Source organism: Dyella sp. 05T440 (assembly GCF_056395965.1).
Window position 1 is genome coordinate 52364 of the sequence record NZ_JBFTKN010000002.1, and the last position, 21750, is coordinate 74113.

The 21750-nt window shown below is 62.3% G+C and carries 22 protein-coding genes; 10 read left to right on the forward strand and 12 right to left on the reverse strand.

The window, feature by feature from the left end; all coding sequences use genetic code 11:
* Nucleotides 1-16: 16 nt before the first annotated feature.
* Nucleotides 17-538, reverse strand: a complete 522-nt coding sequence (locus tag AC1DE1_RS01960) for a hypothetical protein (RefSeq protein ID WP_441603322.1) — start codon at nucleotides 536-538, stop codon at nucleotides 17-19.
* Nucleotides 539-874: 336 nt separating this feature from the next.
* On the opposite strand from AC1DE1_RS01960, the gene AC1DE1_RS01965 reads away from it, so the two are divergent.
* The 6 genes from AC1DE1_RS01965 (at nucleotide 875) to AC1DE1_RS01990 (ending at nucleotide 8491) form a co-directional block, all read left to right on the forward strand.
* Nucleotides 875-1393, forward strand: coding sequence for an RNA polymerase sigma factor (locus AC1DE1_RS01965; protein WP_477178865.1), 519 nt, complete (start codon nucleotides 875-877; stop codon nucleotides 1391-1393).
* A complete protein-coding gene (locus AC1DE1_RS01970; protein ID WP_477178866.1) occupies nucleotides 1386-2510 on the forward strand; it encodes a FecR family protein in 1125 nt (374 codons plus the stop codon). The genes AC1DE1_RS01965 and AC1DE1_RS01970 overlap by 8 nt, the downstream gene beginning before the upstream one ends.
* A gap of 107 nt (nucleotides 2511-2617) precedes the next feature.
* Nucleotides 2618-5116: a TonB-dependent receptor gene (locus AC1DE1_RS01975; protein WP_477177202.1), complete on the forward strand. Its 2499-nt coding sequence runs from the start codon at nucleotides 2618-2620 to the stop codon at nucleotides 5114-5116.
* Complete coding sequence (locus tag AC1DE1_RS01980) at nucleotides 5116-6369, forward strand: histidine-type phosphatase (protein ID WP_477177203.1); 1254 nt, start codon at nucleotides 5116-5118, stop codon at nucleotides 6367-6369. The genes AC1DE1_RS01975 and AC1DE1_RS01980 overlap by 1 nt, the downstream gene beginning before the upstream one ends.
* A gap of 108 nt (nucleotides 6370-6477) precedes the next feature.
* Nucleotides 6478-7467, forward strand: a complete 990-nt coding sequence (locus AC1DE1_RS01985; protein WP_477177204.1) for an MBL fold metallo-hydrolase — start codon at nucleotides 6478-6480, stop codon at nucleotides 7465-7467.
* 22 nt (nucleotides 7468-7489) lie between these two features.
* Nucleotides 7490-8491, forward strand: coding sequence for an NAD(P)H-quinone oxidoreductase (locus AC1DE1_RS01990; protein ID WP_477177205.1), 1002 nt, complete (start codon nucleotides 7490-7492; stop codon nucleotides 8489-8491).
* Between the two features lie 3 nt (nucleotides 8492-8494).
* Here the strand turns inward: AC1DE1_RS01990 and AC1DE1_RS01995 are convergent, their stop codons facing one another.
* Nucleotides 8495-8722 (reverse strand): hypothetical protein, encoded by a 228-nt coding sequence (locus tag AC1DE1_RS01995; RefSeq protein WP_441611232.1) that lies wholly within the window; start codon nucleotides 8720-8722, stop codon nucleotides 8495-8497.
* A gap of 121 nt (nucleotides 8723-8843) precedes the next feature.
* Here AC1DE1_RS01995 and AC1DE1_RS02000 point away from each other — a divergent pair, with 121 nt between their 5' ends.
* Complete coding sequence (locus AC1DE1_RS02000; protein WP_441603315.1) at nucleotides 8844-9071, forward strand: hypothetical protein; 228 nt, start codon at nucleotides 8844-8846, stop codon at nucleotides 9069-9071.
* Between the two features lie 13 nt (nucleotides 9072-9084).
* Here AC1DE1_RS02000 and AC1DE1_RS02005 read toward each other — a convergent pair whose 3' ends face one another.
* From AC1DE1_RS02005 to AC1DE1_RS02015, 3 genes are all read right to left on the reverse strand, one after another.
* Nucleotides 9085-9519: a universal stress protein gene (locus AC1DE1_RS02005; RefSeq protein WP_441603314.1), complete on the reverse strand. Its 435-nt coding sequence runs from the start codon at nucleotides 9517-9519 to the stop codon at nucleotides 9085-9087.
* A gap of 152 nt (nucleotides 9520-9671) precedes the next feature.
* The gene (locus tag AC1DE1_RS02010) at nucleotides 9672-11966 is read right to left on the reverse strand and encodes a TonB-dependent receptor (protein WP_477177206.1); all 2295 of its coding nucleotides are present in this window, start codon (nucleotides 11964-11966) and stop codon (nucleotides 9672-9674) included.
* A 166-nt stretch (nucleotides 11967-12132) separates the two neighbouring features.
* Nucleotides 12133-12516, reverse strand: coding sequence for a DUF2946 domain-containing protein (locus tag AC1DE1_RS02015; RefSeq protein WP_477177207.1), 384 nt, complete (start codon nucleotides 12514-12516; stop codon nucleotides 12133-12135).
* 969 nt (nucleotides 12517-13485) lie between these two features.
* On the opposite strand from AC1DE1_RS02015, the gene AC1DE1_RS02020 reads away from it, so the two are divergent.
* Nucleotides 13486-13812, forward strand: a complete 327-nt coding sequence (locus AC1DE1_RS02020; protein WP_477177208.1) for a HigA family addiction module antitoxin — start codon at nucleotides 13486-13488, stop codon at nucleotides 13810-13812.
* Between the two features lie 3 nt (nucleotides 13813-13815).
* On the opposite strand, the gene AC1DE1_RS02025 is transcribed toward AC1DE1_RS02020, so the two are convergent.
* The 3 genes from AC1DE1_RS02025 to AC1DE1_RS02035 are packed head-to-tail and all read right to left on the reverse strand — an operon-like array spanning nucleotide 13816 to nucleotide 15237.
* Entirely contained in the window at nucleotides 13816-14316 is a 501-nt protein-coding gene (locus AC1DE1_RS02025; protein ID WP_477177209.1) for a DUF1801 domain-containing protein, read from the reverse strand.
* Nucleotides 14317-14351: 35 nt separating this feature from the next.
* Nucleotides 14352-14762: a VOC family protein gene (locus AC1DE1_RS02030; RefSeq protein ID WP_477177210.1), complete on the reverse strand. Its 411-nt coding sequence runs from the start codon at nucleotides 14760-14762 to the stop codon at nucleotides 14352-14354.
* A 34-nt stretch (nucleotides 14763-14796) separates the two neighbouring features.
* Nucleotides 14797-15237 (reverse strand): helix-turn-helix transcriptional regulator, encoded by a 441-nt coding sequence (locus AC1DE1_RS02035; RefSeq protein WP_477177211.1) that lies wholly within the window; start codon nucleotides 15235-15237, stop codon nucleotides 14797-14799.
* A gap of 332 nt (nucleotides 15238-15569) precedes the next feature.
* Between AC1DE1_RS02035 and AC1DE1_RS02040 the strand changes: the two genes are divergently transcribed.
* Nucleotides 15570-17243, forward strand: coding sequence for a DUF6311 domain-containing protein (locus AC1DE1_RS02040; protein ID WP_477177212.1), 1674 nt, complete (start codon nucleotides 15570-15572; stop codon nucleotides 17241-17243).
* A 344-nt stretch (nucleotides 17244-17587) separates the two neighbouring features.
* Here AC1DE1_RS02040 and AC1DE1_RS02045 read toward each other — a convergent pair whose 3' ends face one another.
* The gene (locus AC1DE1_RS02045) at nucleotides 17588-18340 is read right to left on the reverse strand and encodes a DNA/RNA non-specific endonuclease (protein WP_477178867.1); all 753 of its coding nucleotides are present in this window, start codon (nucleotides 18338-18340) and stop codon (nucleotides 17588-17590) included.
* A 261-nt stretch (nucleotides 18341-18601) separates the two neighbouring features.
* Nucleotides 18602-18895, reverse strand: coding sequence for a hypothetical protein (locus AC1DE1_RS02050; RefSeq protein ID WP_477177214.1), 294 nt, complete (start codon nucleotides 18893-18895; stop codon nucleotides 18602-18604).
* Between the two features lie 204 nt (nucleotides 18896-19099).
* Between AC1DE1_RS02050 and AC1DE1_RS02055 the strand changes: the two genes are divergently transcribed.
* Complete coding sequence (locus AC1DE1_RS02055; protein ID WP_477178868.1) at nucleotides 19100-20062, forward strand: GlxA family transcriptional regulator; 963 nt, start codon at nucleotides 19100-19102, stop codon at nucleotides 20060-20062.
* Between the two features lie 830 nt (nucleotides 20063-20892).
* Here the strand turns inward: AC1DE1_RS02055 and AC1DE1_RS02060 are convergent.
* Both AC1DE1_RS02060 and AC1DE1_RS02065 read right to left on the reverse strand, forming a co-directional pair.
* Nucleotides 20893-21264, reverse strand: a complete 372-nt coding sequence (locus AC1DE1_RS02060; RefSeq protein ID WP_477178869.1) for a hypothetical protein — start codon at nucleotides 21262-21264, stop codon at nucleotides 20893-20895.
* Between the two features lie 31 nt (nucleotides 21265-21295).
* Nucleotides 21296-21655: a hypothetical protein gene (locus tag AC1DE1_RS02065; RefSeq protein WP_441611236.1), complete on the reverse strand. Its 360-nt coding sequence runs from the start codon at nucleotides 21653-21655 to the stop codon at nucleotides 21296-21298.
* Nucleotides 21656-21750: the final 95 nt, after the last annotated feature.

Genomic DNA, 21750 nt, shown 5'->3' on the forward strand with positions numbered 1-21750 from the left:
AGGGTTTACTGCAACATCAATTGGCGCGCGAGCTGCATTCCACCGGATCGTGGCAATCACCGGACGAGGTGGTCGCGTTCTTGGTGGTCGCAGGAGCCTGCGGAGTCGCTACCGCATTGGTCGACGGCCCCTGGAAGCGCGAGCTGCATTCGACCGGATCGTGGCAGTCGCCAGCGGCGACATACGTCGCTGTCGAACCATCGGCTTGCGGCGCGACCAGCACTTTCACGGTGCTGTCCTGATAGACGATATCGCCCTTGGTATTGCCGGACGCCGGCAGCGGCTCATCAGGCGTGGCCACGCGCGCAGCATCGGAGCCCACCGGCAAGGTGAGGAAGCTGCCCGAGGCCGTGGCGAACGCGGCGCGCACCTTGCCGCCCAGATCGTTGATCTGCACATAGCGCACACCGTTGCGCTGGAACACATAGACATGCCAATGCGGACTGGCGCTGACGTCGGTGGCGTTCGGCCAGGACTGGCCCAATCCACTGGACGGCAGGCTGTTGGCGGCCATCGCGCCCATCGATGTCAACGACATCGCCAAAGCGCCCAAGGCCAACCAACGAAACCGACGGCTCGATGCATGATGCATATGTTTTTCCTCCATGTTGATCCCCTATTCCGAGATGCCGCTGGCATCACTCAAGACCGATCATCACTGGCGCAGGCCGTTGCGGCGTATCGCCAGCCGGGAGACTCTGCACCAGAGCCCATATGGGCGGTAAGTGCCGGCAGAGCGTCACGCGCCACGCTTTGACGCGCTCGGTTGCCATGCATTCATCGGTTTCACGGATTCGTCACAATGTCCCGCTAGCTTCGGGCGGACATCCTGGCTCATCAGCCGACGACCGCGTCGACGGCGCTGCGAGTGCACGTGACCGCCGATTCCACCACCGGGCTGGCGCAGTTGTTCGAAGAACAACACGACACGCTCAACCGTTATTTCCTCAAGCGCACCGCGCACGCATGGGATGCGCAGGATCTGGTGCAGGAGCTTTACCTGCGCCTGCTGCGCACCGACCGCAGCGGCGCCGAACTGATCGAGAAGCCCGAGGCCTATCTGTTCACCGTCGCGGCGAACCTGGTCAAGGAACACGCCGCGCGCAAGCAGCGCAGCCCCAAAACCGGCGCTGAAGTGAACGACGTACTCGAGCGACTGTTCACGCCGTGCAACGCTGCCGCCGACGTCGATCGCGATCTGCGTCGCCAGCGCCTGGCCGCGGTGATCATGCGACTCACGCCCAAGTGTCGCGCCGCCCTGGTGATGCATTACCGCGATGAGCTGGGCTATCGCGACATTGGTGAACGACTGAATATTTCCACCCACATGGTGAAGAAGTACATCGTCAAGGCGCTGGCCGTATGCCGCGTCGGGATGGCGCGCTATGACTGAATTCGCCCGCCACCGCGAAGCCGCCGAGCGCCAGCGCCGCGCCACCGAAGAAGCCGCCAGCTGGTACCTGGATCAGCAGGAAGGTTTCGACGAAGCGCAGCAGCAGGCCTTCATGGCATGGCTGCGCGAGTCGCCGCTGCATGTCACCGAATATCTTGCGATGGCGCATCTGCACGGCGATCTTGGCGCCGCCAGCGCGCTCGATCCATTGAACCAGGCGGAACTGTGCGAGCTGGCCGCGGATGACACCTCGGTGGTGTCTCTGCCTGTGCCGCGTCCATCCAAGGCGTTGCCCAACGTACGGCCGCGTCCGCGCTGGACCGCGTGGCTCGCTCAAGCAGCAGCCCTGGTCATGTTGGTGGCCACCGGCGGCGCGGCCTGGCTGCAGTCCGCGCCGCAAGCCTGGGATAGCTACGCCTCGTCCAATGACGCGGTGCGCAGCGCCACGCTGGCTGATGGCACCGACATGCAGCTCGATCGCGACAGCGTGGTGATCGTGAGCATGGATGCCGGCTCGCGCCGCATCAACGTGCTGCGCGGCGGCGCCTTGTTCGACGTGGCGCACGATCCAGCCCGCCCGCTGCGTGTGCGCCTGGGCGCGAACGAGCTGCAGGACATCGGCACGGTGTTCGACGCGCATCACTCCGCCGACGGCGGCCGCGTCACCGTGATCAGCGGCAAGGTCAAGTTATGGCAGCGCGATGAAAAGTCGTGGGCGCCGGAGGGTTTTGCAGTTGCCCGGTCGCCCCTGGCGGAACTCACCGCCGGCCAGGAAGCGACCATGCACATGGATGGATCGCTCGACGTGGTCGATCACCACGCCGATCTCGCGCGCAGCACGCGCTGGCTGCCTGCGGACATCCATTTCGAAAGCGCCAGCGTCGCCGAGGTGGCCCGTCGCTTCAACGCCTATAACAGCCGCCCGCTCGTGATCGAGGATGCGCGCATCGGCGCCACGCTGATTTCAGGGCGATTCCACGCGCGCGACATGGATGCCTTCGTGGCGTATCTGCAGACCTTGCCTAACGTGCAAGTGATCCGCAGCGTGGACGATGTGCGCGTCGTGCACGCGGTGGCGACCTTGTCGCACGTTCGCGCTGTAAGAAAAAATTCATGAAGAAAGCGGTACCCAATGGCTCCGCTCGACACTCGTAGTGAGTCATGCCGCGGCGAGGAGTGACCTCCTCCCGCTCACATGTCACTCCATCGAAGGTCAGACGCACCATGCGGAAACTGCTTGCTCTCCAGATCGCGCTGCTGCTCGGCAGCACCTTGCCCGCCCATGCCTTCGCCCAGGCGCCAACCTCATCGGCAGCACCGGCGATTGCGCCGATGCCGCTCAACCAGGCGCTCGACCAGTTCTCGCGCAGCACCGGCTTGCAGGTGGTGTATGACCCCGCCGTTGCCGACAGCCTGCGCAGCAGCGGTGCGGCCGCCGGCGTTGACGCGAAACAGCAGCTGACGCAACTGCTCAAGGGCACGGGCCTGAGCTATCGCTACGTGACGCCGACCACGGTGACCATCGTGCGGGACCCCAATGCGGGAAAGGCTCTGGCCGCGGACGCTGAGGCGTCGCGCGGCCTGCCGCCGATCAACACCAACGACGGCACGCGCGACCTGGCGCCGATCAGCGTCCGCGCCAACGCCGTGGATACGCTCGCACCCAGCGCCGCGCCGCTCGATGCCACCCAGCCGACCTCGGTGATCGATGAGCGCTTCATCCGCGACGGTCTGCGCTTCAATGCCAACTTCGACGACATCATCAAGTACGCGCCCAGCGTCACCGTGACGTCGCCGGAAGGCCCGGGCCTGGGCAAGAACGAAGGCATCAGCATCCGCGGTTTCCAGGATGGCCAGTTCAACATCACCTTCGATGGCATTCCGTTCGGCGACGCCAGCGACCTGCACCACACCACGTCGGCCTATTTCAATAACCACGTGCTCGGCCAGGCGGAAATCGATCGCGGCCCGGGTGGTGGCTCCACCATCGGCAACGCCACCTTCGGTGGCACCGTGGGCCTGCGTTCGCGCGATCCCAGCGATGTATCGGGCATCACGCCGTATCTCACGATCGGCAGCTGGAATACGCGCGCCGGCGGCGTGAGCGCGGATGAACAACTGGGCGACCACACCAGGCTGTTCGCCGATGTGTCGAAGGAATCGAGCGACACCTACCTCAAGGGTACCGACGACAAGCGCGAGCACATCTTTCTCAAGACCATCACCGAACTCGGCGCGAACACGCTGCTGACGTTTGTCACGAGCTACAACCGCGAGCACCAGAACACCGTGCAGGGCGCGACCAAGCAGGAGATCGACGAGTTCGGCTGGCGCTATGGCCTGACCAACGATCCGACCCTGCAGTCCTACCAGGGCTATAACAACGCGGCGTATTACTCGAGCTTCACCTATCTGGGCGTCACCAGCCGACTTGGCGAGTGGGACGTGGACAACAAGGTCTACCTCAATACCTTCGATCACTGGGCGCGCAAGACCAGCGACGCCAGCGACAATAATCCCGCCGACAATGGCGTGACGTTTTACGACGCCAACGGCAAGAAGCTGAAAAAGGTCAACGCCGACGTGCCTGGCAAGCTGTCCGACTCAGGCTTTCATGCGTTCGGCGATGTGCTGCGCCTCGCTCGCGACCTTGGCCCCGGCTCTCTGCAGACGGGCGTGTGGCTGGAGCGCAGCCTGGACGCGCGCTACCAGTATCCGATCGACGAAACGACCGGCCAGCTGACCGGTACCAAGTACGGTCCGACCTACAACTATCTGCTGGACGACCGCACCGATACCGTACAGCCCTATCTGCAATACGACTGGAACATCACTGATCGCTTCACGTTGAGCCCCGGCGTGCGCTATTCGGAAGTGACGCGTCAGCTCGATGCGCCGCTGAACAAGGTGTCCCCGCCGGTGCCGTCGTATGCCCAAGCCACCTATCACTCCACCCTGCCCTCGCTGAGCGCGCACGAGAAGATCAGCGACGAATGGAGCGCGTATGCGCAGGTGGCGAAGGGCTTTCTCGCGCCGCCCATCGATGTGATCGAAGTGAACGGCTCGCGCAGCCTCAAGCCCGAGCAGACCACCAACTATCAGCTCGGCACTGCCTACGCCACGCGTGAATTCACCTTCGGCGCCGACGTCTACTACATCGACTTCTCCAACTTCCTCGCCACCACCGAGGTCGCCACCTCGAACGGCAACGAGAGCACCTACATCAATGCCGGCGGCGCCATCTACAAGGGTGCGGAAGCCGAAGCGACTTACGCGCTCACGCAGACGCTGAGCCTGTACGGCAATGCCAGCTACAACAAGGCGACCTATAAGAATTCCGACGTGCAGGTAGCCGCCACGCCCAAGGTCACCGCCGCACTCGGCCTGCTCTACAGCAGCCCCCTCGGTTACTTCGGCTCGCTGATGGGCAAATTCGCCGGCGAGCAGTACGGTGTCGACAACGTGACCGACAGCAACGGCAATACGATGTTCAAGAACGACCAGCGCATCGGCGGCTATTTCACCACCGACGCCGCCATCGGCTATCGCGCCGCCTCCGGCCCGTGGGGCGCCAAGGGTTATTCGGTGAGCGTGGACATCAATAATCTGTTCAACGTGCACAAGATCACCGGCTATGCGGGTACGCAGGCAGTCAGTGGCAATCCGCTGTTCTTCGGCCTGCCCGGCCGCGGTGTATTCCTCGACCTGTCGGTGAAGCTGTGATGGGCGCGACGCGTACGCTGCTGTTGCGCGCCTGCCTGCTCGGTGCGGCGCTGGCGGGATTGCCGGTGCTCGCGCACAGCGAGGAAGTCGCCGCCCGCATCATCGTGCTGCGCCACGGTGTGCGTTCGCCCACCAGCTCGCCGGATGAACTGGCGCCTTATGCCAGTCGCCCGTGGAAGGCGTGGCCGGTGGCTCCCGGCGTGCTCACCGAGCACGGCGCGCAAGGCATCCGCGCGCTCGGCCAGCGCATGGCGCGCATGCTGACGGCCGATGGACTGGGCCACGGCAGCTGCGATGATCCGTGGCTGGTGATCGCCGACAGCACGCCGCGCAACCGCGCCAGTGGCGCCGCGCTGGTGCAGGGGCTGCAGCCCGTATGCCACGCGGGCTATCTCGCGCTGGCGCCGGAGCAGAACAACGCGCTGTTCCACTTCGTCGACAAGTCCGGCACGAAGGACGATGACGCGCCGGTTGCACCGTCGCAGTGGCCTGCGTCCGCACTGGTTGAACTGCAGTCCGTGTTGTTGGGCTGCCGCGGCGATGCCTGTCTGCAGGACGCGGGTAAGCAAGGCCGCAAACTCTTGCTCGATCCCGCGCATGACGACGACGCGGCCCACGCCAAGTCGCTCAAGACCGCGGGCAGCCTCAGCGAAAACCTGATGCTTGAATACGCCCAGGGCTTTGCACCGACGCAGGTGGCGTGGGGCAAGGGCGATGCCGCCACGATTGGCCACATCATCACGCTGCATAACCTGCAGTTTGCGTTGGCCAAGAAAAGCATGCCCGCCGCAGCGAAGGCCGGTTCCAACCTGCTGGCCCATGTCCTCGCCACCTTGCAACAGGCGGCAGGCGTCAGCACCGCCGTGGCACCACTGGCACCGGTCAAGACACGCACCATCCTGCTGGTCGGACACGACACCAACCTGGCCAACCTGGCCGGCGTACTCGGTGTCGACTGGCACGACGAACGCCAGCCCGACGATTACCCGCCCGGCGGCGCCCTGGTGTTTGACCTGCTGAAGCAGGAGGATGGCTACGCGCTGCGCGTCTCCAGCTGGATGCCCACGCTGGCGGCACTGCGCCAGGCGGACTTCCGCAGCGAGAACGCCCTGGTCCGCCACGCCTTGCCCCTGACACCCTGCCACGGGCTGGACAGCTGCCCGCTGGCCACCGTCAGCGCATGGCTGAACAGCCGACTGGACCCGGCATCGATCGATCCGGCGATACCTGCCATGCCGGTCAACCAACCCTGAACGGAAGGCCGCTGCCCGACGGCAGCGGCCTAAACCTTCGTGCCCTCGCCGGCATCGGATCGTCCGTATGCGCGCCGCACCGGTCGCGCCCGGTCTGTCGAGGCAAGGATGAGAATCGCATTGATCGTGCTGTGCTGCGTGGCGGCCCTGTGGGGCGCGCCCGCGACCTCTCAACCGGCGCCAGGCAACCTGACCGTTCATTGGGACGCCGGCGCGGCCGACTGCCAGGCCCACCCGCCCCGCCCGCTGCAGGTCCACCGGTACGACGAGCGCACTTACATCCTGCGCGAGAGTCTGTGCCAGACCTACGAAGGTCCGTTCATCTACCTGCTGATCGGCTCGACCCGCGCCCTGCTGATCGACACCGGCGATGTCGCCGACGCCAAACAGATGCCGCTGGCATCGACCGTGTTGGGATTGCTTCCCGTAGTGAACGGCCAGCGGCTGCCGCTGCTGATTGTTCATACGCATGGACATTTGGATCACCGCTCGGGCGATACGCAATTTGCCTCCGCACCCCAGGTGACAATCGTCGGCACGGATCTGCCGCAGGTGACCGCCGGCCTTGGTTTCCGCCAGTGGCCCGACGATGTGGCGCACATCGATCTTGGCGGGCGCGTGGTCGACGCCATCCCCACGCCAGGTCACTACCCCTCGCACGTGTCCTACTACGACGCGACCACGGGCTTGGCGTTCACCGGCGACTTCTTCCTGCCCGGACGACTGATCATCGATGACCCGGCGGCAGATCGCGCCAGCGCCGCGCGCATCAACGACTATCTGCGCGACCGACCGGTAAGCCATGTGCTCGGCGGCCATGTCGAACTGGACACGCGCGGCCAGGTCGAACCGATGGGATCGAACTGGCATCCGGACGAAGCGCCCTTGCCGCTGAGCAAGCAAGACCTTGCCGGCCTGCCGCAGGTACTGGCCTCGTTCAACGGTTTCTACGGTCAGTCGGGCCGGTTCGTGATGTATAGCCAGGCGCGCATGCTGCAGGTGATCAGCGTGGCCGGCATTCTTCTCTTAATCGTCATCGCGCTGTCCTTACGCTGGTGGTTCAAACGCCGACGTCACGCCCGCGCCGGCCACCCCTGAACACCTTTGCCAGGAGCGCTCCATGCGTCCATCGCTCCCGGCCGTCATGACGGCCATCCAGATCACTGCGCCCGGCCCTGCGGACGTACTGAAGCCGCAACAAGTGCCGGTGCCTGTGCCTCAGCCTGGCGAAGTGTTGATCCATGTGAGGGCCGCAGGCGTGAATCGCCCCGACGTGTTGCAACGCCAGGGCAATTATCCGATTCCGCCCGGCGCCAATCCCCTGCCCGGACTGGAAGTGGCTGGCATCGTGGCAGCCATCGGTGAGGGCGTCACTACCCATGCGGTAGGCGATGAGGTCTGCGCATTGACCAATGGCGGCGGCTATGCCGAGTACTGCGTCGCGCCCGACGGACAGGTGTTGCCGATCCCTCATGGCGTATCGATGCTGCAGGCCGCGACGATTCCCGAAACGTTTTTCACGGTGTGGGCCAACCTCTTTCTGATGGGTCACGCACGGCGTGGCGAAGTGGCCTTGATCCATGGCGGCAGCAGCGGCATCGGCACCACTGCACTGATGCTGTGTCGCGAATTTAGGCTGCGCACGTTCGCCACCGCCGGCGGCATCGAGAAATGCGAAGCCATCCGCGAACTCGGTGGCGAGCCGATCAACTACCGGCAGGAATCGTTCGTCGAAGTGGTGCTCGCGCGCACCGAGGGGCGTGGCGCCGATGTGATTCTGGACATCATGGGCGCCGCCTATTTCGCCGACAACCTGGCTACGCTCGCACGCGACGGACGCTTGTTGCTGATCGGCTTTCTCGGCGGCGGCACCGCCGAACAGGTGAACCTGCACAGCATCATGACCAAGCGCGCCGTGGTCACCGGCTCGGCCATGCGCCCTCGCACGGCACAAGAAAAGGCGGCCATCGCCGCCTCGCTGAAAGAGCATGTGTGGCCGCTGCTGGCGCAAGGCCGCTGTCTGCCGATGATTCACGCCAGCTATCCGCTCGCGCGTGCGGCCGATGCGCACCGCGAAATGGAAAGCAGCCGGCACATCGGCAAGATCGTGCTGGTGATGTAGGCCTCAGTACGCTGCTATCTCTTGCTGACCCAGCGGAAGCGGCGTGTGTCCATGGGTCGCTTCCTGCCATTCGTCCATCTGGCGACGCGCCTCGCGAATCTGCAGCTCGCCGGTCGGATGCCGGCGCAGCTGGGCGCGTAGCAGCTCGATCTCCTGCTGGAGCAACGCGTTCTGCTCGATCAGCTCGTCGCAGGCGCGCGATAGCAAGTCGTTGTCGCGATCCCATTCCATAAAGCACCGCATCGTCATGGGGGTGGGATACAGACGTTGCCTCTGAGCCCGTTAATGCGCCGTGAGACTTTGGCTAAGTCCTTTGCGCGGCCTTGAGGGGCCGTGGGCGTAGGCTCGCCGCATGACCCACACGCACGCGCAACTCGAGCAAATGCTGGACGCGTTGGACGAATCCGTCCCGCGTCTGGTGCAGACCAGCCCTGCGCCTGGCGACTTCTGGAACAGCTTCACCAGCCTGGCCCAGGCCATCCAGGATCACGCCCAGCCCGGCGACCGCGCCTGGGTCTGCGACCGGCTCGATGCCATCCAGGTCAAGCATCACCTGGTGCCGCCCGCCGACCAGATCTAGCCGGCCGCGTCGCTCACTGGCAGATCAGCACCGGAGTGTTACAGCAAAGCATCACTTTGTGCGGCACGCTGCCCAGCAGCACGCGCTCCAGGCCCTCGGACCCGCGCGACCTCATCACGATCAGGTCGCAATGATGCTTGGCCGCGGCAGCCACGATCGCCACGTCCGGACGCAGGTCGAACATGTACTCCGTTTCGCAGGGCACGTTCATCGCGCTGGCGCGCTTGGCCACTTCATCGAGATAGGTCTGCGCACGCGTCTTGGCCACTTCGCTGTAACAGCCGCTGTGCTGCAGCAGCTCGGACATGAAGGACACCGTGGACAGCGGCGGCATCACATGCACGGCGAATACCTTCGCCTCCAGCTTGGCCGCCAGCTCGATACCCGTTTCCACCGCCTTCAACGCACGCTCGGAACCGTCCACCGGCAGAAGAATGTTCTTGAACATCACCTGGCCTCCCTTGGATTCCGGGTGCCAGTTTAATCCTGTTGCGTTGGCGAGATGTGCAGGAGCCCGGCGAGTCGTCCGACCGCCAGGCCCCTAGCCCTACCCTGTGGGAGCGCACCCTGTGCGCGACTTCAACCCGCCACACCCTCCCCTCAAAGACTCATCTTCACATCCGCCACAAACGTCCTCTGCGGAAACGGGTGATACAGGTAGTACTTCTCATTGGTGAAATTATCGATGCCAAACGATGCCGCCAGATGCTCGTTGATCTGATAGTGCGCGCGCACATCAAACACCGTGAACTTGTCGAACGCGCCAAACACATGCGGCGTGTTGTCGGTGTTGTCCAGCGTGGAATACTGCTTGCCGCTGTAACGCCCGGCCAGCGTGAACGCCCACTGCGCATCGGGTCGGTACGTCGCCACCGCCGTGGCACGCCAGCGCGGCACGTACGGCGCATGCTTGCCCTCCGACGTGGTGCCCGTGGCGCTGACAAAACTATCGTTGGACAGCACCGTGGAATCGACAAAGGTCACGCTGCCGGAGAGCTCCAGCCCGCGCACGAGTACATTGTCCTTCTGCGCCACCAGCTCGATGCCGCGATTGCGCAGCTCGCCGACGTTCATCACGTAGCTCACCGGCACTGCGACGTTCGGCAACGTGGAAGTTTGGGAAACCAGTGCGTTCCTGGTGTTCTCCTGGAACAGCGACACGCGCAGCAGACCCTGCTCGAGCGAGTGTTCCACGGCCAGCTCGCCGCTGCGCGCGGTTTCCGGCTTCAGATCGGGGTTGGGCACGCTGAAGGTGGAGCCCGTGGACACCAGCTGGTACAGCTCGCCCACCGTGGGAAAGCGGATCGCCTTGGCCAGCGAACCGGTGAGACGCCAGTTGTCGGCCACGTTCCATTGCAGCGTAGCCTTGGGCGAGAAGCCGTCGGCCTTCTCCACCGGCTGCTGCACCGCCGTCTTGCCGCTGAAGTTGTAGCCGTCGCTGGCCTTCCACCACTCATAGCGACCGCCCACCGTGAGCATCCAGTCCGGCGCAAAGCTCCATTGATCCTGCAGCCACAGCGCCTGCGTCTGCGTCTTGCCGCGGCCCGTCGAATACAGCGTGGTCAGGCTGTCCGGGTCCTGCCAGTTGCTCAGATTGGTGGTGGGATTATTCAGCTCGTACTGATCGGCATGCGCGCCGATCGACACCTCGTGCGCACCGCCATATCCCTGCGGACGCCAGATGCCGGTGGCATCTGCCGTGGACCACTGCGTGCCGCCGTAGCTCGCCAGGCGTCCGTTGGTAGTGACTCCCGTGCCGTTGGTGACGCCTGCCGGTTGCCACTGGTTGTCCTTGAGGAAGGCGTAATGCGTGGCCACCAACGAGGCGTCGTAGTCGCCCTTGGTATCGGACTTCAGCGACAGACCCTGCATCAGGTGATGCGCACTGAGCTGGTAGAGGTTGCTGGCAAATCCCGCGACCTTGCCGTAGGTCGGATCGCCCGCACCATCCGTCAAATAAGTGTCCGTGTTCGACTGGCCGTGATTGCTCCAATAGCCCACCAGGTAACTCAGCTTCCACTGCGGGGTAAGGTCATAGGTCAGCTCGCCGTTGAGGTCGAGCATGCGCGTATGCAGCAGGCCGCCGGCGCCATAGACATTGGCCACCTGCCCCATCTTGTTCAGCGCGGGAACCGTGCCGCTGGTGCCCGCAGGCGTCGTGCCGCCGGTGATGATGGACAGCGGCTGGCTGAAGCTGTTCGTCGCGCTCGCGCCAAAAAACCAGCCGAGCTTGCCGCTATGCCCGCCCGCGGTGAGGCTGGTCTGGCTGGTGCTGAAATTATCGTGCGTGCCATACAGATCGAACGACTGTACCGCCTCGGTCTGCTTGATGGTGACTTCGGTTTTCTCCGGCATGCGCGTGACGATATGCATCACCCCACCCATCGAATTGCCCGCATACGCCGCCGAATACGGCCCATACATCATGTCGATGTGGTCGATCGCCTCCGGCGAGGTCATGCCCCAGCGCGGCGCACCGATGGTGTTGTTGTTGGCGATCAGCGCCGAGATCGGAATATCGTCGATATAGACCAGCGTGCGCGCACTGGAATTGACGCCCCAGTTGCGCGTGGCGAGCACCGGCTGGGTGTCGCCGTAGTTGCGCTTGCGGATGAAGATGCTGGGCAGGTATTTCGCGGCGTCCTCCACATCCACTGCATTGATGGTGGCTTCCACGCGCTCCGCCTGCACGGATGCCAGCGTGGCAGGGAAACCGGGCGCGGCCAGCTGCTGTGCGGCGGCAGTGACTTTCACCGGCCCAAGGCTGGTGACGTCGGACTCCGGAATCGGCGCGTCCGGCTGATCGCTGGGGCCGCTCTGCGCCCAGGCGATGGATGAAGCAAGCAGCGTGAGCGGCAATCCAAGGGCCGCTCCGCGCAGGAAAGAAAAGCGCATGACAAGACATCCGTTGTGGCCAGCGTCGCGAGGCGACGCATGGCTGGGGCACGGGCAAGCACAGGGACGCAGGCACGTGCACGCGATCCCGCGCGCCTACGCACCATCCCCTGTGTTTGCCGTCGATAGCGGTGGGCGCGCCAGACAGGCGCCCACCATCAAGCCGTCATCCCAGCTGGATGGACGGTGGTCCCCGCGGATGTGCGCTGAGCACGGGCTGCGCGTGCCAGGTGATGCTGGAACGCGCGACAGGCGCGACCGCCGGCAGCGGTGCGGCGAGCAGGAGAGCAACCACCGCACCCGAGAGCAGCGGCGTATGCGCCAGCATCGTGCAGTAGCCGCAATGGTCCAGGTGCTGGGCCGGATCGCCCGGCATGTCCGGCATGCCGGGCAGATGAACCATGCCGGGCATATCGTCCATGCCGGGCATCGACGCATGGTCCATGCCGGCGTGGGCAGCCATGTCCGTCGACACCAAGGCCGGAAGCACACGGGAGACCGTGGGAGCAGCCACCAGCAGCCACATGGCGGCGACCGCCAACCATGCCACAAACCGCCGTGATGTCCTGCGCCGAATCAAACTGCTTCCCAACCCTTGAGTAGGCTCCAGAGATGATCGCATTTCGCGACGCCCGTGGCACGCGAAACATGCTGCGGCGTGGCGTCACGTGGCGCTGCGCTTTCGATTCATACCGGTGCCAGAGAGCGTTTATTCCCCACTGCGCGCACCCTACACGCCGCCAGACTCCCCCGACCTCGTGGCCTGCCGTCGCAGTCCTGCGCCGCGTCACTTCCCCCGGCGCGCGCCTCGGCAGCGAACTTCGCCATGTGTCACCTATATCAAACACGTGTCCGCGATGAAGCCCGACAGCCTGCCGTAACCCACTTTGTTACGTTGCCATACGCCGCTACGCGTGGTGCCTGATCGGTAGGCGCGAGCGGCCACGGCAAACCTGCCGCGAGTAACGCGGGTCGCATGGGCTGGCACCCATGACGACCCGCTCACCATCAACAACTAAGACAGGAAGTTGATCATGGCTGCGCCGGATCATACGGCACTCATCCGCTCGTTCTTTGCCATGGATGGCCCCCTCCTACGGCCCCTCCCTCATGCCTCCACGTCGCGTACGCGAGGGGGCCCATGCAGTGCACACACACCAAGCAAGACGGCATCGCGCAGGTGGCCGATACCCTCGCCGACCTCCTTGCCGATAACGGAACCTGCGTGCACAGGCAGTACCTGGGGATGGCCTATGGAGCCCAGCTGATGGCCGTTTTACCCCGGTCTACGACGATGGCATCGGCGCGGCGATCCACTATTTGCGCCAATACGCAGGGTTGCTCGATCGCACAGTGAAATGAACGCGTCATCCGTCCGCCGAACTTCCCCGCGGCGTACCGAACGCAAAGGCCAGCCGGTCTCCACGGATGCTGGCTGACAGTAGCCCCCGATATTCACCGACACGGATGGCTGTAGTCGCCTAGCCACACTGCCGCCGTGTCCGACAGGAAAACTCTTATGTTCCTCACCCAACTGGACCCGCGCCTGGATGTGGATCCCGACACCCCGCTACGCCGCCCCGGCGATGTACTGCTGCACGACTACATGCTCCCGCGCGATCTCAGCGCCGCCCAACTCGGTCGACGCACCGGCGTGCGGGCCAGCCATCTCAAGGGCATCACCCTTGGCACCCGGCGCATCACGCCGGAAATCGCCCTACGACTGGCCTGCGCACTCGAACCCACCGCGTTCTACTGGATGGCCTTGCAGTGGCGCTTCGACCTGGAAAAAACCCAGCAGCAGCTGACCTCGCGACGCGCGAGGCCAAGGGCAGGCAACGAATAGTCCTTACGCCTTGGTTTTGGCGGCTTTCTTCACGGTCTTCTTGGCCGCTGTCCTGGCAACCGTCTTGCGGGCTGTCTTGCCAGCCTTGGTGGCCACTTTTGCAGGCGCCTTGCGCGATGCCGATGCCGATGCCGGCTTTTTCGCCTTGGACTGGTTATAGGCAATGGCCGCCTTCACCAGTTTCTTCAGGGCGGTCTTGTTGACCTTGTCGCCCTCGAGCAGATCAATCGCGCGCCAGGTGCTGCCGCCCAGGCCGTTGTTGAACAGCTGGTCGGGGTCATCAAGTTTCGCGCCATGCGAGAAGGTGATCTTCACCTTCTCCTTGTGCGCATTGGCCACCGCGATGATGCCGTCGCGATACCAGGTGGGGCTGCCCATCCACTTCCATTCCTCCACGATCTCCTTGTCGGCATCGAGAAAGGCCTTGCGCACGTCGGCCAGCGTTTTGCCACGCCAATCCGTGATGCCTCCGATCAGCGCGTCGATGCGTTCCGATGGATTCATGGCGTCCTCCCGCTCATGGTTGGATGGGCTGCGTTTCAGCGCAGTTGCTGGATACGGATCATGTTGCCGGCGGGATCACGCACCGCACAGTCGCGCACGCCATACGGCTGATCGGTCGGCTCCTGCACGATGTCCGCGTCGCTCGCCTGCAGTTTCTCAAACGTGCCAGTCAGATCCTTGGTGGCCAACAGAATGATGCCGAACGTGCCCTTGGCCATCATCTCGGCAATGGTGCGGCGTTCGTCGTCCGTAATGCCGGGGCTGGCCTCCGGCGGATACAACACCACGTTGATGCCCGGCTGCCCCGCCGGCCCCACCGTGATCCAGCGCTTGCCGCCGTAACCCACGTCGTTGCGCACCTCGAAGCCCAGCGTGTCGCGATAGAAAGCCAGGGCGGCGTCCGGGTCGTTCTGCGGCAGAAAGCTCGAGTGTATGGAGATATCCATGGCGTTCCTCTCAGTGGTGGTGAAATCCATGGCCTCAGTCTAGATCGGGCTCCGCGGCCGGCGCTTCTCGATTCCTGATCGGCCGCGTCACCTGTTTGGCCACGCACGACGGCATACCTGCCGTGGCCTGAGATTCCTGCCGCTTATAGACACCCGGCGGCATGCCCACCAATTCCGTGAACCGCGTGGTGAACGTACCCAAGGACGCGCAACCCACCGTGAAACAAACGTCAGTGACGCTGAGATCCCCACGCCGCAACAACGCCATCGCGCGCTCGATGCGCCGCGTCATCAGATACGCATAAGGCGACTCGCCATAGGCCGCCCGAAACTGCCGGCTTAGATGGCCGGCGGACATCTGCACGCCCCGCGCCAAAGCCTCGACATCCAGCGGCTCCGCATACTCGCGATCGATACGGTCGCGGACGCGGCGCAGGCGGGTCAGGTCGTGGAGGCTTGGCGCAGTGGTGGTCACTCTGGAATCGTGGCACGGCGAGATCGGAGGCTCAAGCCGAGCCAGCTTTCCGCGGAAAATGGACGACGACCTCCCGTTACGACGGCAGCGCCGCGCAGGCGCCGAGCTCACAGACTTAAGCTGACGTCGGCGCGGAAAACCTGGATTGGAGAGTGCCTTCAAGTCCGGGCACGAACCCACCGCTCTGGTAGCCGCGTTAAAGAAATTGATGATCGGCTACTGATGATGGGCATGATTGTTGTACTGTCTGATAATTTCTCAACAGCCTGCTGCACCCAAAGCTGCAACATGGGCTGCTAAACCGATTTAAGAATCTCTCGCGGGGGCCGAGTTTGAAATCGAATGGCATCACTCAAAGTCACGTTCATTTTCCGGCCTTGATGGTCGTTATCATCTTGTCGGCGGCTTGGGCACGTTACGTTCTTGGCCCGTCACCCCTCGATATACACAACACCCATTGGATTTCTGGCGATTTGGTCGATTTCTATGTCGCCTGGTCCCAGTATCTGAGCGACCCTCACGCCCATTGGCTATCGACGGATCGACTTAGCTATCCGTTGCCAATAAGCATCTCCATGTTCGATCCAATGCCCGTCCTTCTGTTGCTGTCCAAGCCGATCGCATGGCTACTGCCGAGCGGCATGCAATTTTTCGGGTGCTATTTTCTTGCATGCATGATTCTCCAAGGCATGTTCGGCTACTTCGCGGTTGTCCAAATATTGAAATTGCAAGGTGAAGTGGATTCCCGGTGGCGCACCTATGCTGCCGTGATTGGTGGATTGCTCATTGCAACGATCCCGTTCACCTTCTTCAGGTTTCAATATCACGCTGCACTATCGTCACAGTGGGTGCTCGTGCTTTCTATTTGGGTCGCCCTGCGCGCCGGCGAGGTGTCGCCCCGCCGCTCTATCATCGAAAACTGCGCTGTAATGCTTCTGGCAACAGGGCTCAACCCGTATCTAGCCTTCATGGTTGCCCTAAACAACGCCATCATCATTGCAGCACAGTTCCGTCGCATCGGATGGTTCGATGCTGCAGTGCGGATCAGCAGCGTGGCCATTACTTCGGGCGTTGGCCTTTATGTCTTCGGCTTCATGGGAGCCACCGCACTGTCGGGTGGCGGATACGGCGGTTTCTCCATGAACGCGCTGGGTCCGATCGGGTCGCTGGGCCTGGGCCGACTCAACTCTTTCAAGGTGCCTGACGCGACGTCATATCAATATCTTGAAGGCTTTGACTATCTTGGACTGGGGGTCATCCTTCTCACGACCTTCGCCATCGTCGCGTGCTTCAGCAAGAAACGGTCATCCACCAAAGTTCCTTTTTGGGGTGCCATGCTGGTGATCGTCATTTCTTGTCTGTTCGCGCTATCGACCACGCTAACGCTAGGTCATTTCGGCTACCACATTCCCGTACCCACAATGATTGACTCGATCTTGAGTCGGCTCAGAGGTAGCGGCCGGTTGTTCTGGATCGCGGGATTCTGGATTGTGTTGCTTGGCGTCGCCGCCAGTGTGGCCCGCCTGGGTATCCGACGAGCCGCCTTGCTGCTCACGGCGCTTCTTGTCGTTCAAATCGTCGACATTCAACCCATTGCGTTCAATACCAAGATGTCCATGGCGAGCGGGGAGGCCCAAAAGCTTCGAGGCGTTCCAGCAGGGCAATACACGGCGATTCTTGTTTTCCCCAGCTGGGAGTGCGACAACCACGCCACACCACTGGGGATTCGCAACTACGAGTCCATCGGCCTCTTCGCCATACAGCACAAGATCCCGACTAACAACTTTTACGGAGCTCGTGACCTGCCCGAACAGGTTGCCTATCACTGCGATTACTCCCGAATCGGCGAGAGGCTCGTGGCGGGCGGGATTTATTTGTTCTCAGACAAGCTCTACAAAGATCTGGAACAGACGATGGCCAAGACATATTCATGCAACAATGAATCCAATGGCGATGGATCATGGTTGTGTGTGCCGCGAGGCGACATTTCCGCCCCTAAGACGTAGCCGCTCCCGATATCCACACAGGGTCAGAGTGAGAGATCGACTCTGACTCTGGTCTTGGCTCCGCATACTCGCGATCGATACGGTCGCGGACGCGGCGCAGGCGGGCCAAGTCGTGGAGGCTTGGCGCGGTGGTGGTCACTCTGGAATCGTGGCACGGCGCGATGGGAGGCTCAAGCCAAGTCAGCTTTCCGCACCACATGGACGACGAGCTCGCGCTGCGACGGGAACGCCGCGCAGGCGCCGAGTTCTCAGACTGAAGCTAACTTCGGCGCCAAAAGAAAAACGCGGGGCGAGCACACTGGCTCAGCCCCGCGCAGGTCTGTCCAACTGCCTGGCCTGATGAATCAGGGCAGCGTCAAGTGAATCGGATTGGACTTCATCGACGCGGACAGCGAGGGAAACGGATCGACGCCGGACATGGTCTTCACGTCGTCCAGCGAAACCACGGCGCAGGTGTAATTGGTGACGTTGGTGCACAGAAACGCGGCCGCGCCCACACCCGGCTCGTACACCGCCTTCCACGTATAGGCCGGCACCGCAACCGCGTCCTTGCCGATCGTCGGGATCGAATCCGTAGCGAACGCCGGACCGGTGACCACGTACACCTCACCCAGCTGGGTCGCGAGATTGCGCACGGAGTCCTCGATCTTCTCCCACTCGCCCGCATTCAACACGTGCAGCTGCGGCACCACGTTCGCCATGGAAAACGTTTCGTCCTCCGACGGGATCGTCGACGGATCGCCGGCCGGGCTCATGTGCCCACGGTCGTAACCACTGTTCGTATAGTCGGACGACTGCGAGCGATCCGCCGCCGGGATGCCCGTTTCCTGATGCCAGGAACCATCACGACTGATCGAGTTCGCCCCGGCGATCTGGGCCGCCGTCAAATGCTCAGCAGAATACAGCGGACCCTTCGTGACACCCGACGCAAACAACACGTACTCCGTGTGACAAACCTCCGTCGTACGACTCAACAGCGACGCGTCCAACGCAGGCGCCTTGCCCGCGACAAAGAAATTCGGACAAGCCGTACCGGCAAGCGAAGCACCGGACACGAAGACACAGACTGCAAACAGCCAAGAGCCAAAGCGCGACATGTTGTTCCCCGTAGATGTGTGGCCCGGGGGAACCTAGTCATGGCTTATGTCAGGTGCGTGACCTTACGGCTCATGTGGCGAGTCTTGGTCGATTCTTGTGAACCCGGTCATGTTCAGGGAAACGTCCGCTCCCTGGTCTCCAGGAGATGGATCAAGGACCCGCCATCGACAGGTCCTTCACTACGCATGAGTGCGTAGAAAACGGAACGGTGGTGGCTAACCGGCCCGATTCAACCACCTCCGCCCCTCTTTTGCGGACGACTAAATACCCTTGATCAAAAGACCAAGCGGCATCAGTGGTCCGACCGGAATAAATTCAAACACCAGAATACCGTCCGCGGCGAGCGGAAGAGCTGCCATGAGCGCCTTTGCCTCGTCGATCGACTCAACGCTCATCAGAAAAACCACACCCGGCGTATCACCGCGAAACCAGAACTGCTCCATTTTGCCGTCGAGATAAAGCTTCAGCGTCGCAGGGACTTCATGCGGCATGTACTTCTGGCGCAGTTCATCGGTCAGCGGCTTGGTGCCCGTACCAATTGCAAAAACTTTCATTGCTGCTTTCCTCGTTCGCTTGGATGGGAGGCGCCAAATTAGTCCCAAGCACGCTATGTAGATATGGTCGTAAATGACAATTTTAGGGTCATTCACGCCACGGCACTTTGTTGTATGCGAGTGGCCACAGCACTACCCTGACGGCAGCTGCGCCCCTTCATGACGACGCTTAGCCGCCGATGCAAGATCAGGAACACACTCACCATGCGCATTTTTGTGCTCGCACTTGAAGACGTCTTCGACACGGGATTGACTGTGCTGCTCGACGCCCTTTCTCTGGCCAACCGCTTTGCTGCCGCCCAAGGCGGAAAGACTCCGTTCGGGCTTTCCGTGGTCGGCGTAAAGAAGCGTGTGCGCACTGCACAGGGGATGACGATTCCTGTAGTTCCCATACCGACGGGTCGTGCACCGGACTGGGTCATCATTCCGGCGCTTGCTACCGGAACTCCGGAGCTGCTGGTCCCGGCTCTCGAACGCCCGGATGTAAAGAAGGCAAAGGCACAGCTGCTGTCATGGCATGCACAAGGGGCCCAGCTGGCTGCCTCTTGTATCGGCACGTTTCTGCTTGCCGATGCAGGTCTGCTCGATCATCAACAGGCGACGACCACCTGGTGGCTCGCCCCTTTGTTCCGTCAGCGGTACCCCAATGTCTTGCTGGACGAGTCTCGAATGCTCGTACCGTGCGACATCGGTGTGACTGCTGGCGCAGCCATGGGCCACCTTGACCTCGCTTTATGGCTGATACGTAAGACGAGCCCCGAGCTTGCTTCCGTTGTATCGAGATATCTTCTGGCAGATATTCGTTCGTTGCAGGCCCCATACATCATTCCCAATCACCTCGCTCAAGCCGATCCACTGATTCTCCGTTTTGAGCGATGGGCCCGGGACCATTTGAAGCAAGGCTTTTCTTTGCAAGATGCTGCCAATGCGCTCTCCACCAGCACGAGGACGCTGCAGCGCCGGTGCGAAGCCGTTCTTGGAAAATCACCGCTTTCTTATTTTCAGGATCTTAGGGTCGAACGCGCTCGCTCGCTGATTCATGGCAGCAACCTCGATCTGGAAGCCATTGCATCTGAAGTTGGGTATGAGGATGGGGCGACACTGCGCACTCTTTTACGCCAGCGTCTGGGTCGTGGCGTCCGCGACCTTCGCTCGGATCTTCGATAGTTCAGAACGACAAGCACCCAAGCAGAGAGATAGTCGGGATACGAAAGGTCTTCGATGACCTGTCAATGGCCCGGTATTGGAGGTCCGCATCGGGCTGGGCGCTGACCTCAGCACGGCCTAAGCGCTTCCACTGCCGGTAGTGACTTTGGCGCATCCCCCGAATAGCCGCATAGCTCGACTCCGGCAAGCGTCCCTCCGCGCTCAAAAACAAAAATGCCGCTTCGTTCGCCACCCTCTCCGAATACGAAATCCGCGAGTATCCCCATACCCCCTTTTGCCGGAGGCTTTCCGGGGATGACCAGGTCGAAGCTTGCGCAACCGCATGGGCACTTTCGAGGTGAGACTCTCACCAGATCGACCTGCGGCAAATAAGTCTTGGCTGACTCGATACCGTGGATCAACAGCCACCTCAGGAGTTCCTCCTCCTCAGGGGCCAGCGCCCGATACATCGCGATAACGTTCAAGCTGCGTCGCTCCACCAGGTCCGCTTCGGGTCAGCAACTAACCCAATGAAGTGTCTAGCCACGAAGGTTATTGAAGACAGCGATCACCGCCCACGAAATTACAAGCGCCGCCATACCCGCCCATTGAATTCGGCCCCGGACTTGCTCGCAGTCCTTCTTGGTCGGATATCGGCCGAAAGTGACCGTAAGCAAGACAACGCGCCCCAGTTGAGAAAGCACGAAGTCCCAGATGATCACCCTGACGATGAATCTAGCCGCTGGACCTACGACGTTCGCTACGATCTCGCGCACCGATCCCCCATCCGGCGCCTAAGGCGCTGATCCGACCTTTTCCGCCTCCCGCCGAAGTTCTCGTCACGAAACTCTCTATGGCGCAGAGCCACGATCGGTGAACTTGATCCCCGTGGCAGACAGGTTGTACATGCGCGTCTCCAAGTAGCTGGAGTTCTTCTCTTGTATGTCGATGACGCCATCGGCGCCCGACAGGCAGGCCTGCTTTCGCAGTTCGCCTTTTGCCGATGCAAAGTCGGAAGGTGCGAAGAAGGTCTTCTCGAGATGCACATTCAGTTGCGAGATCGCCACGTACGGCCTGGTTGGATGCTGGTCCTTGAACACCGCGACTTCGCAATCAGGCGGCCGGGCGGGGCTGCCTTGGTTCAACGATCGATAGTTTCCCGTCGTCGCCATGCAACCGCACAGGCCGGATGCGAGGAAGACCATCCACACTAAGTTCTTCATGATCTTCCTCGCACCGTTTCGTCCAATGCGGTTATTGATGCGAACCGATGCTCTTATCCATCTCGGCAATGATTTCCTTGTCCCAGCTCTTCTGGCCTGCCATGCCGGCAAACGACTTGGCCGTGCTGACCTTCACTGCGGTCTTATCGCTGCCTAGCGACGAGAGCCAGACGCCCGCGGATTCACCGCCAGAGCCGACTACGAGGCCCACCTTGTGCGGCCGCGCACCTTCGACGTACTCCGCATCGGATCGGCTGACCACGAAACCGTTGGCTACCAGCGCATCAACAGCTGCCTTCTGGACCGCCGTTTCCGGCTTGTTGTAGACGATGCTCGGTGCCGAGTCTGCCGGCTTGGTCGGCGTGGCCGAGCAACCAGCGAGAACAAGCATGCAAGCCGCAGTCGCGAACGTCCCTAATACCTTCTTCATCACGATCGAGCTCCCCTGTTGAGTTGACAAGACGATTCCAGCATTCCACCTGTCAC

Coding starts and splice junctions, on each gene's coding strand:
- AC1DE1_RS01960 (WP_441603322.1), bottom strand. CDS start 538: ATGTCGTTGACATCGATGGGCGCGATGGCCGCCAACAGCCTGCCGTCC.
- AC1DE1_RS01970 (WP_477178866.1), top strand. CDS start 1,386: ATGACTGAATTCGCCCGCCACCGCGAAGCCGCCGAGCGCCAGCGCCGC.
- AC1DE1_RS01975 (WP_477177202.1), top strand. CDS start 2,618: ATGCGGAAACTGCTTGCTCTCCAGATCGCGCTGCTGCTCGGCAGCACC.
- AC1DE1_RS01980 (WP_477177203.1), top strand. CDS start 5,116: ATGGGCGCGACGCGTACGCTGCTGTTGCGCGCCTGCCTGCTCGGTGCG.
- AC1DE1_RS01985 (WP_477177204.1), top strand. CDS start 6,478: ATGAGAATCGCATTGATCGTGCTGTGCTGCGTGGCGGCCCTGTGGGGC.
- AC1DE1_RS01990 (WP_477177205.1), top strand. CDS start 7,490: ATGCGTCCATCGCTCCCGGCCGTCATGACGGCCATCCAGATCACTGCG.
- AC1DE1_RS01995 (WP_441611232.1), bottom strand. CDS start 8,722: ATGGAATGGGATCGCGACAACGACTTGCTATCGCGCGCCTGCGACGAG.
- AC1DE1_RS02000 (WP_441603315.1), top strand. CDS start 8,844: ATGACCCACACGCACGCGCAACTCGAGCAAATGCTGGACGCGTTGGAC.
- AC1DE1_RS02005 (WP_441603314.1), bottom strand. CDS start 9,519: ATGTTCAAGAACATTCTTCTGCCGGTGGACGGTTCCGAGCGTGCGTTG.
- AC1DE1_RS02010 (WP_477177206.1), bottom strand. CDS start 11,966: ATGCGCTTTTCTTTCCTGCGCGGAGCGGCCCTTGGATTGCCGCTCACG.
- AC1DE1_RS02020 (WP_477177208.1), top strand. CDS start 13,486: ATGTTCCTCACCCAACTGGACCCGCGCCTGGATGTGGATCCCGACACC.
- AC1DE1_RS02025 (WP_477177209.1), bottom strand. CDS start 14,316: ATGAATCCATCGGAACGCATCGACGCGCTGATCGGAGGCATCACGGAT.
- AC1DE1_RS02030 (WP_477177210.1), bottom strand. CDS start 14,762: ATGGATATCTCCATACACTCGAGCTTTCTGCCGCAGAACGACCCGGAC.
- AC1DE1_RS02045 (WP_477178867.1), bottom strand. CDS start 18,340: ATGTCGCGCTTTGGCTCTTGGCTGTTTGCAGTCTGTGTCTTCGTGTCC.
- AC1DE1_RS02050 (WP_477177214.1), bottom strand. CDS start 18,895: ATGAAAGTTTTTGCAATTGGTACGGGCACCAAGCCGCTGACCGATGAA.
- AC1DE1_RS02055 (WP_477178868.1), top strand. CDS start 19,100: ATGCGCATTTTTGTGCTCGCACTTGAAGACGTCTTCGACACGGGATTG.
- AC1DE1_RS02060 (WP_477178869.1), bottom strand. CDS start 21,264: ATGAAGAACTTAGTGTGGATGGTCTTCCTCGCATCCGGCCTGTGCGGT.
- AC1DE1_RS02065 (WP_441611236.1), bottom strand. CDS start 21,655: ATGCTTGTTCTCGCTGGTTGCTCGGCCACGCCGACCAAGCCGGCAGAC.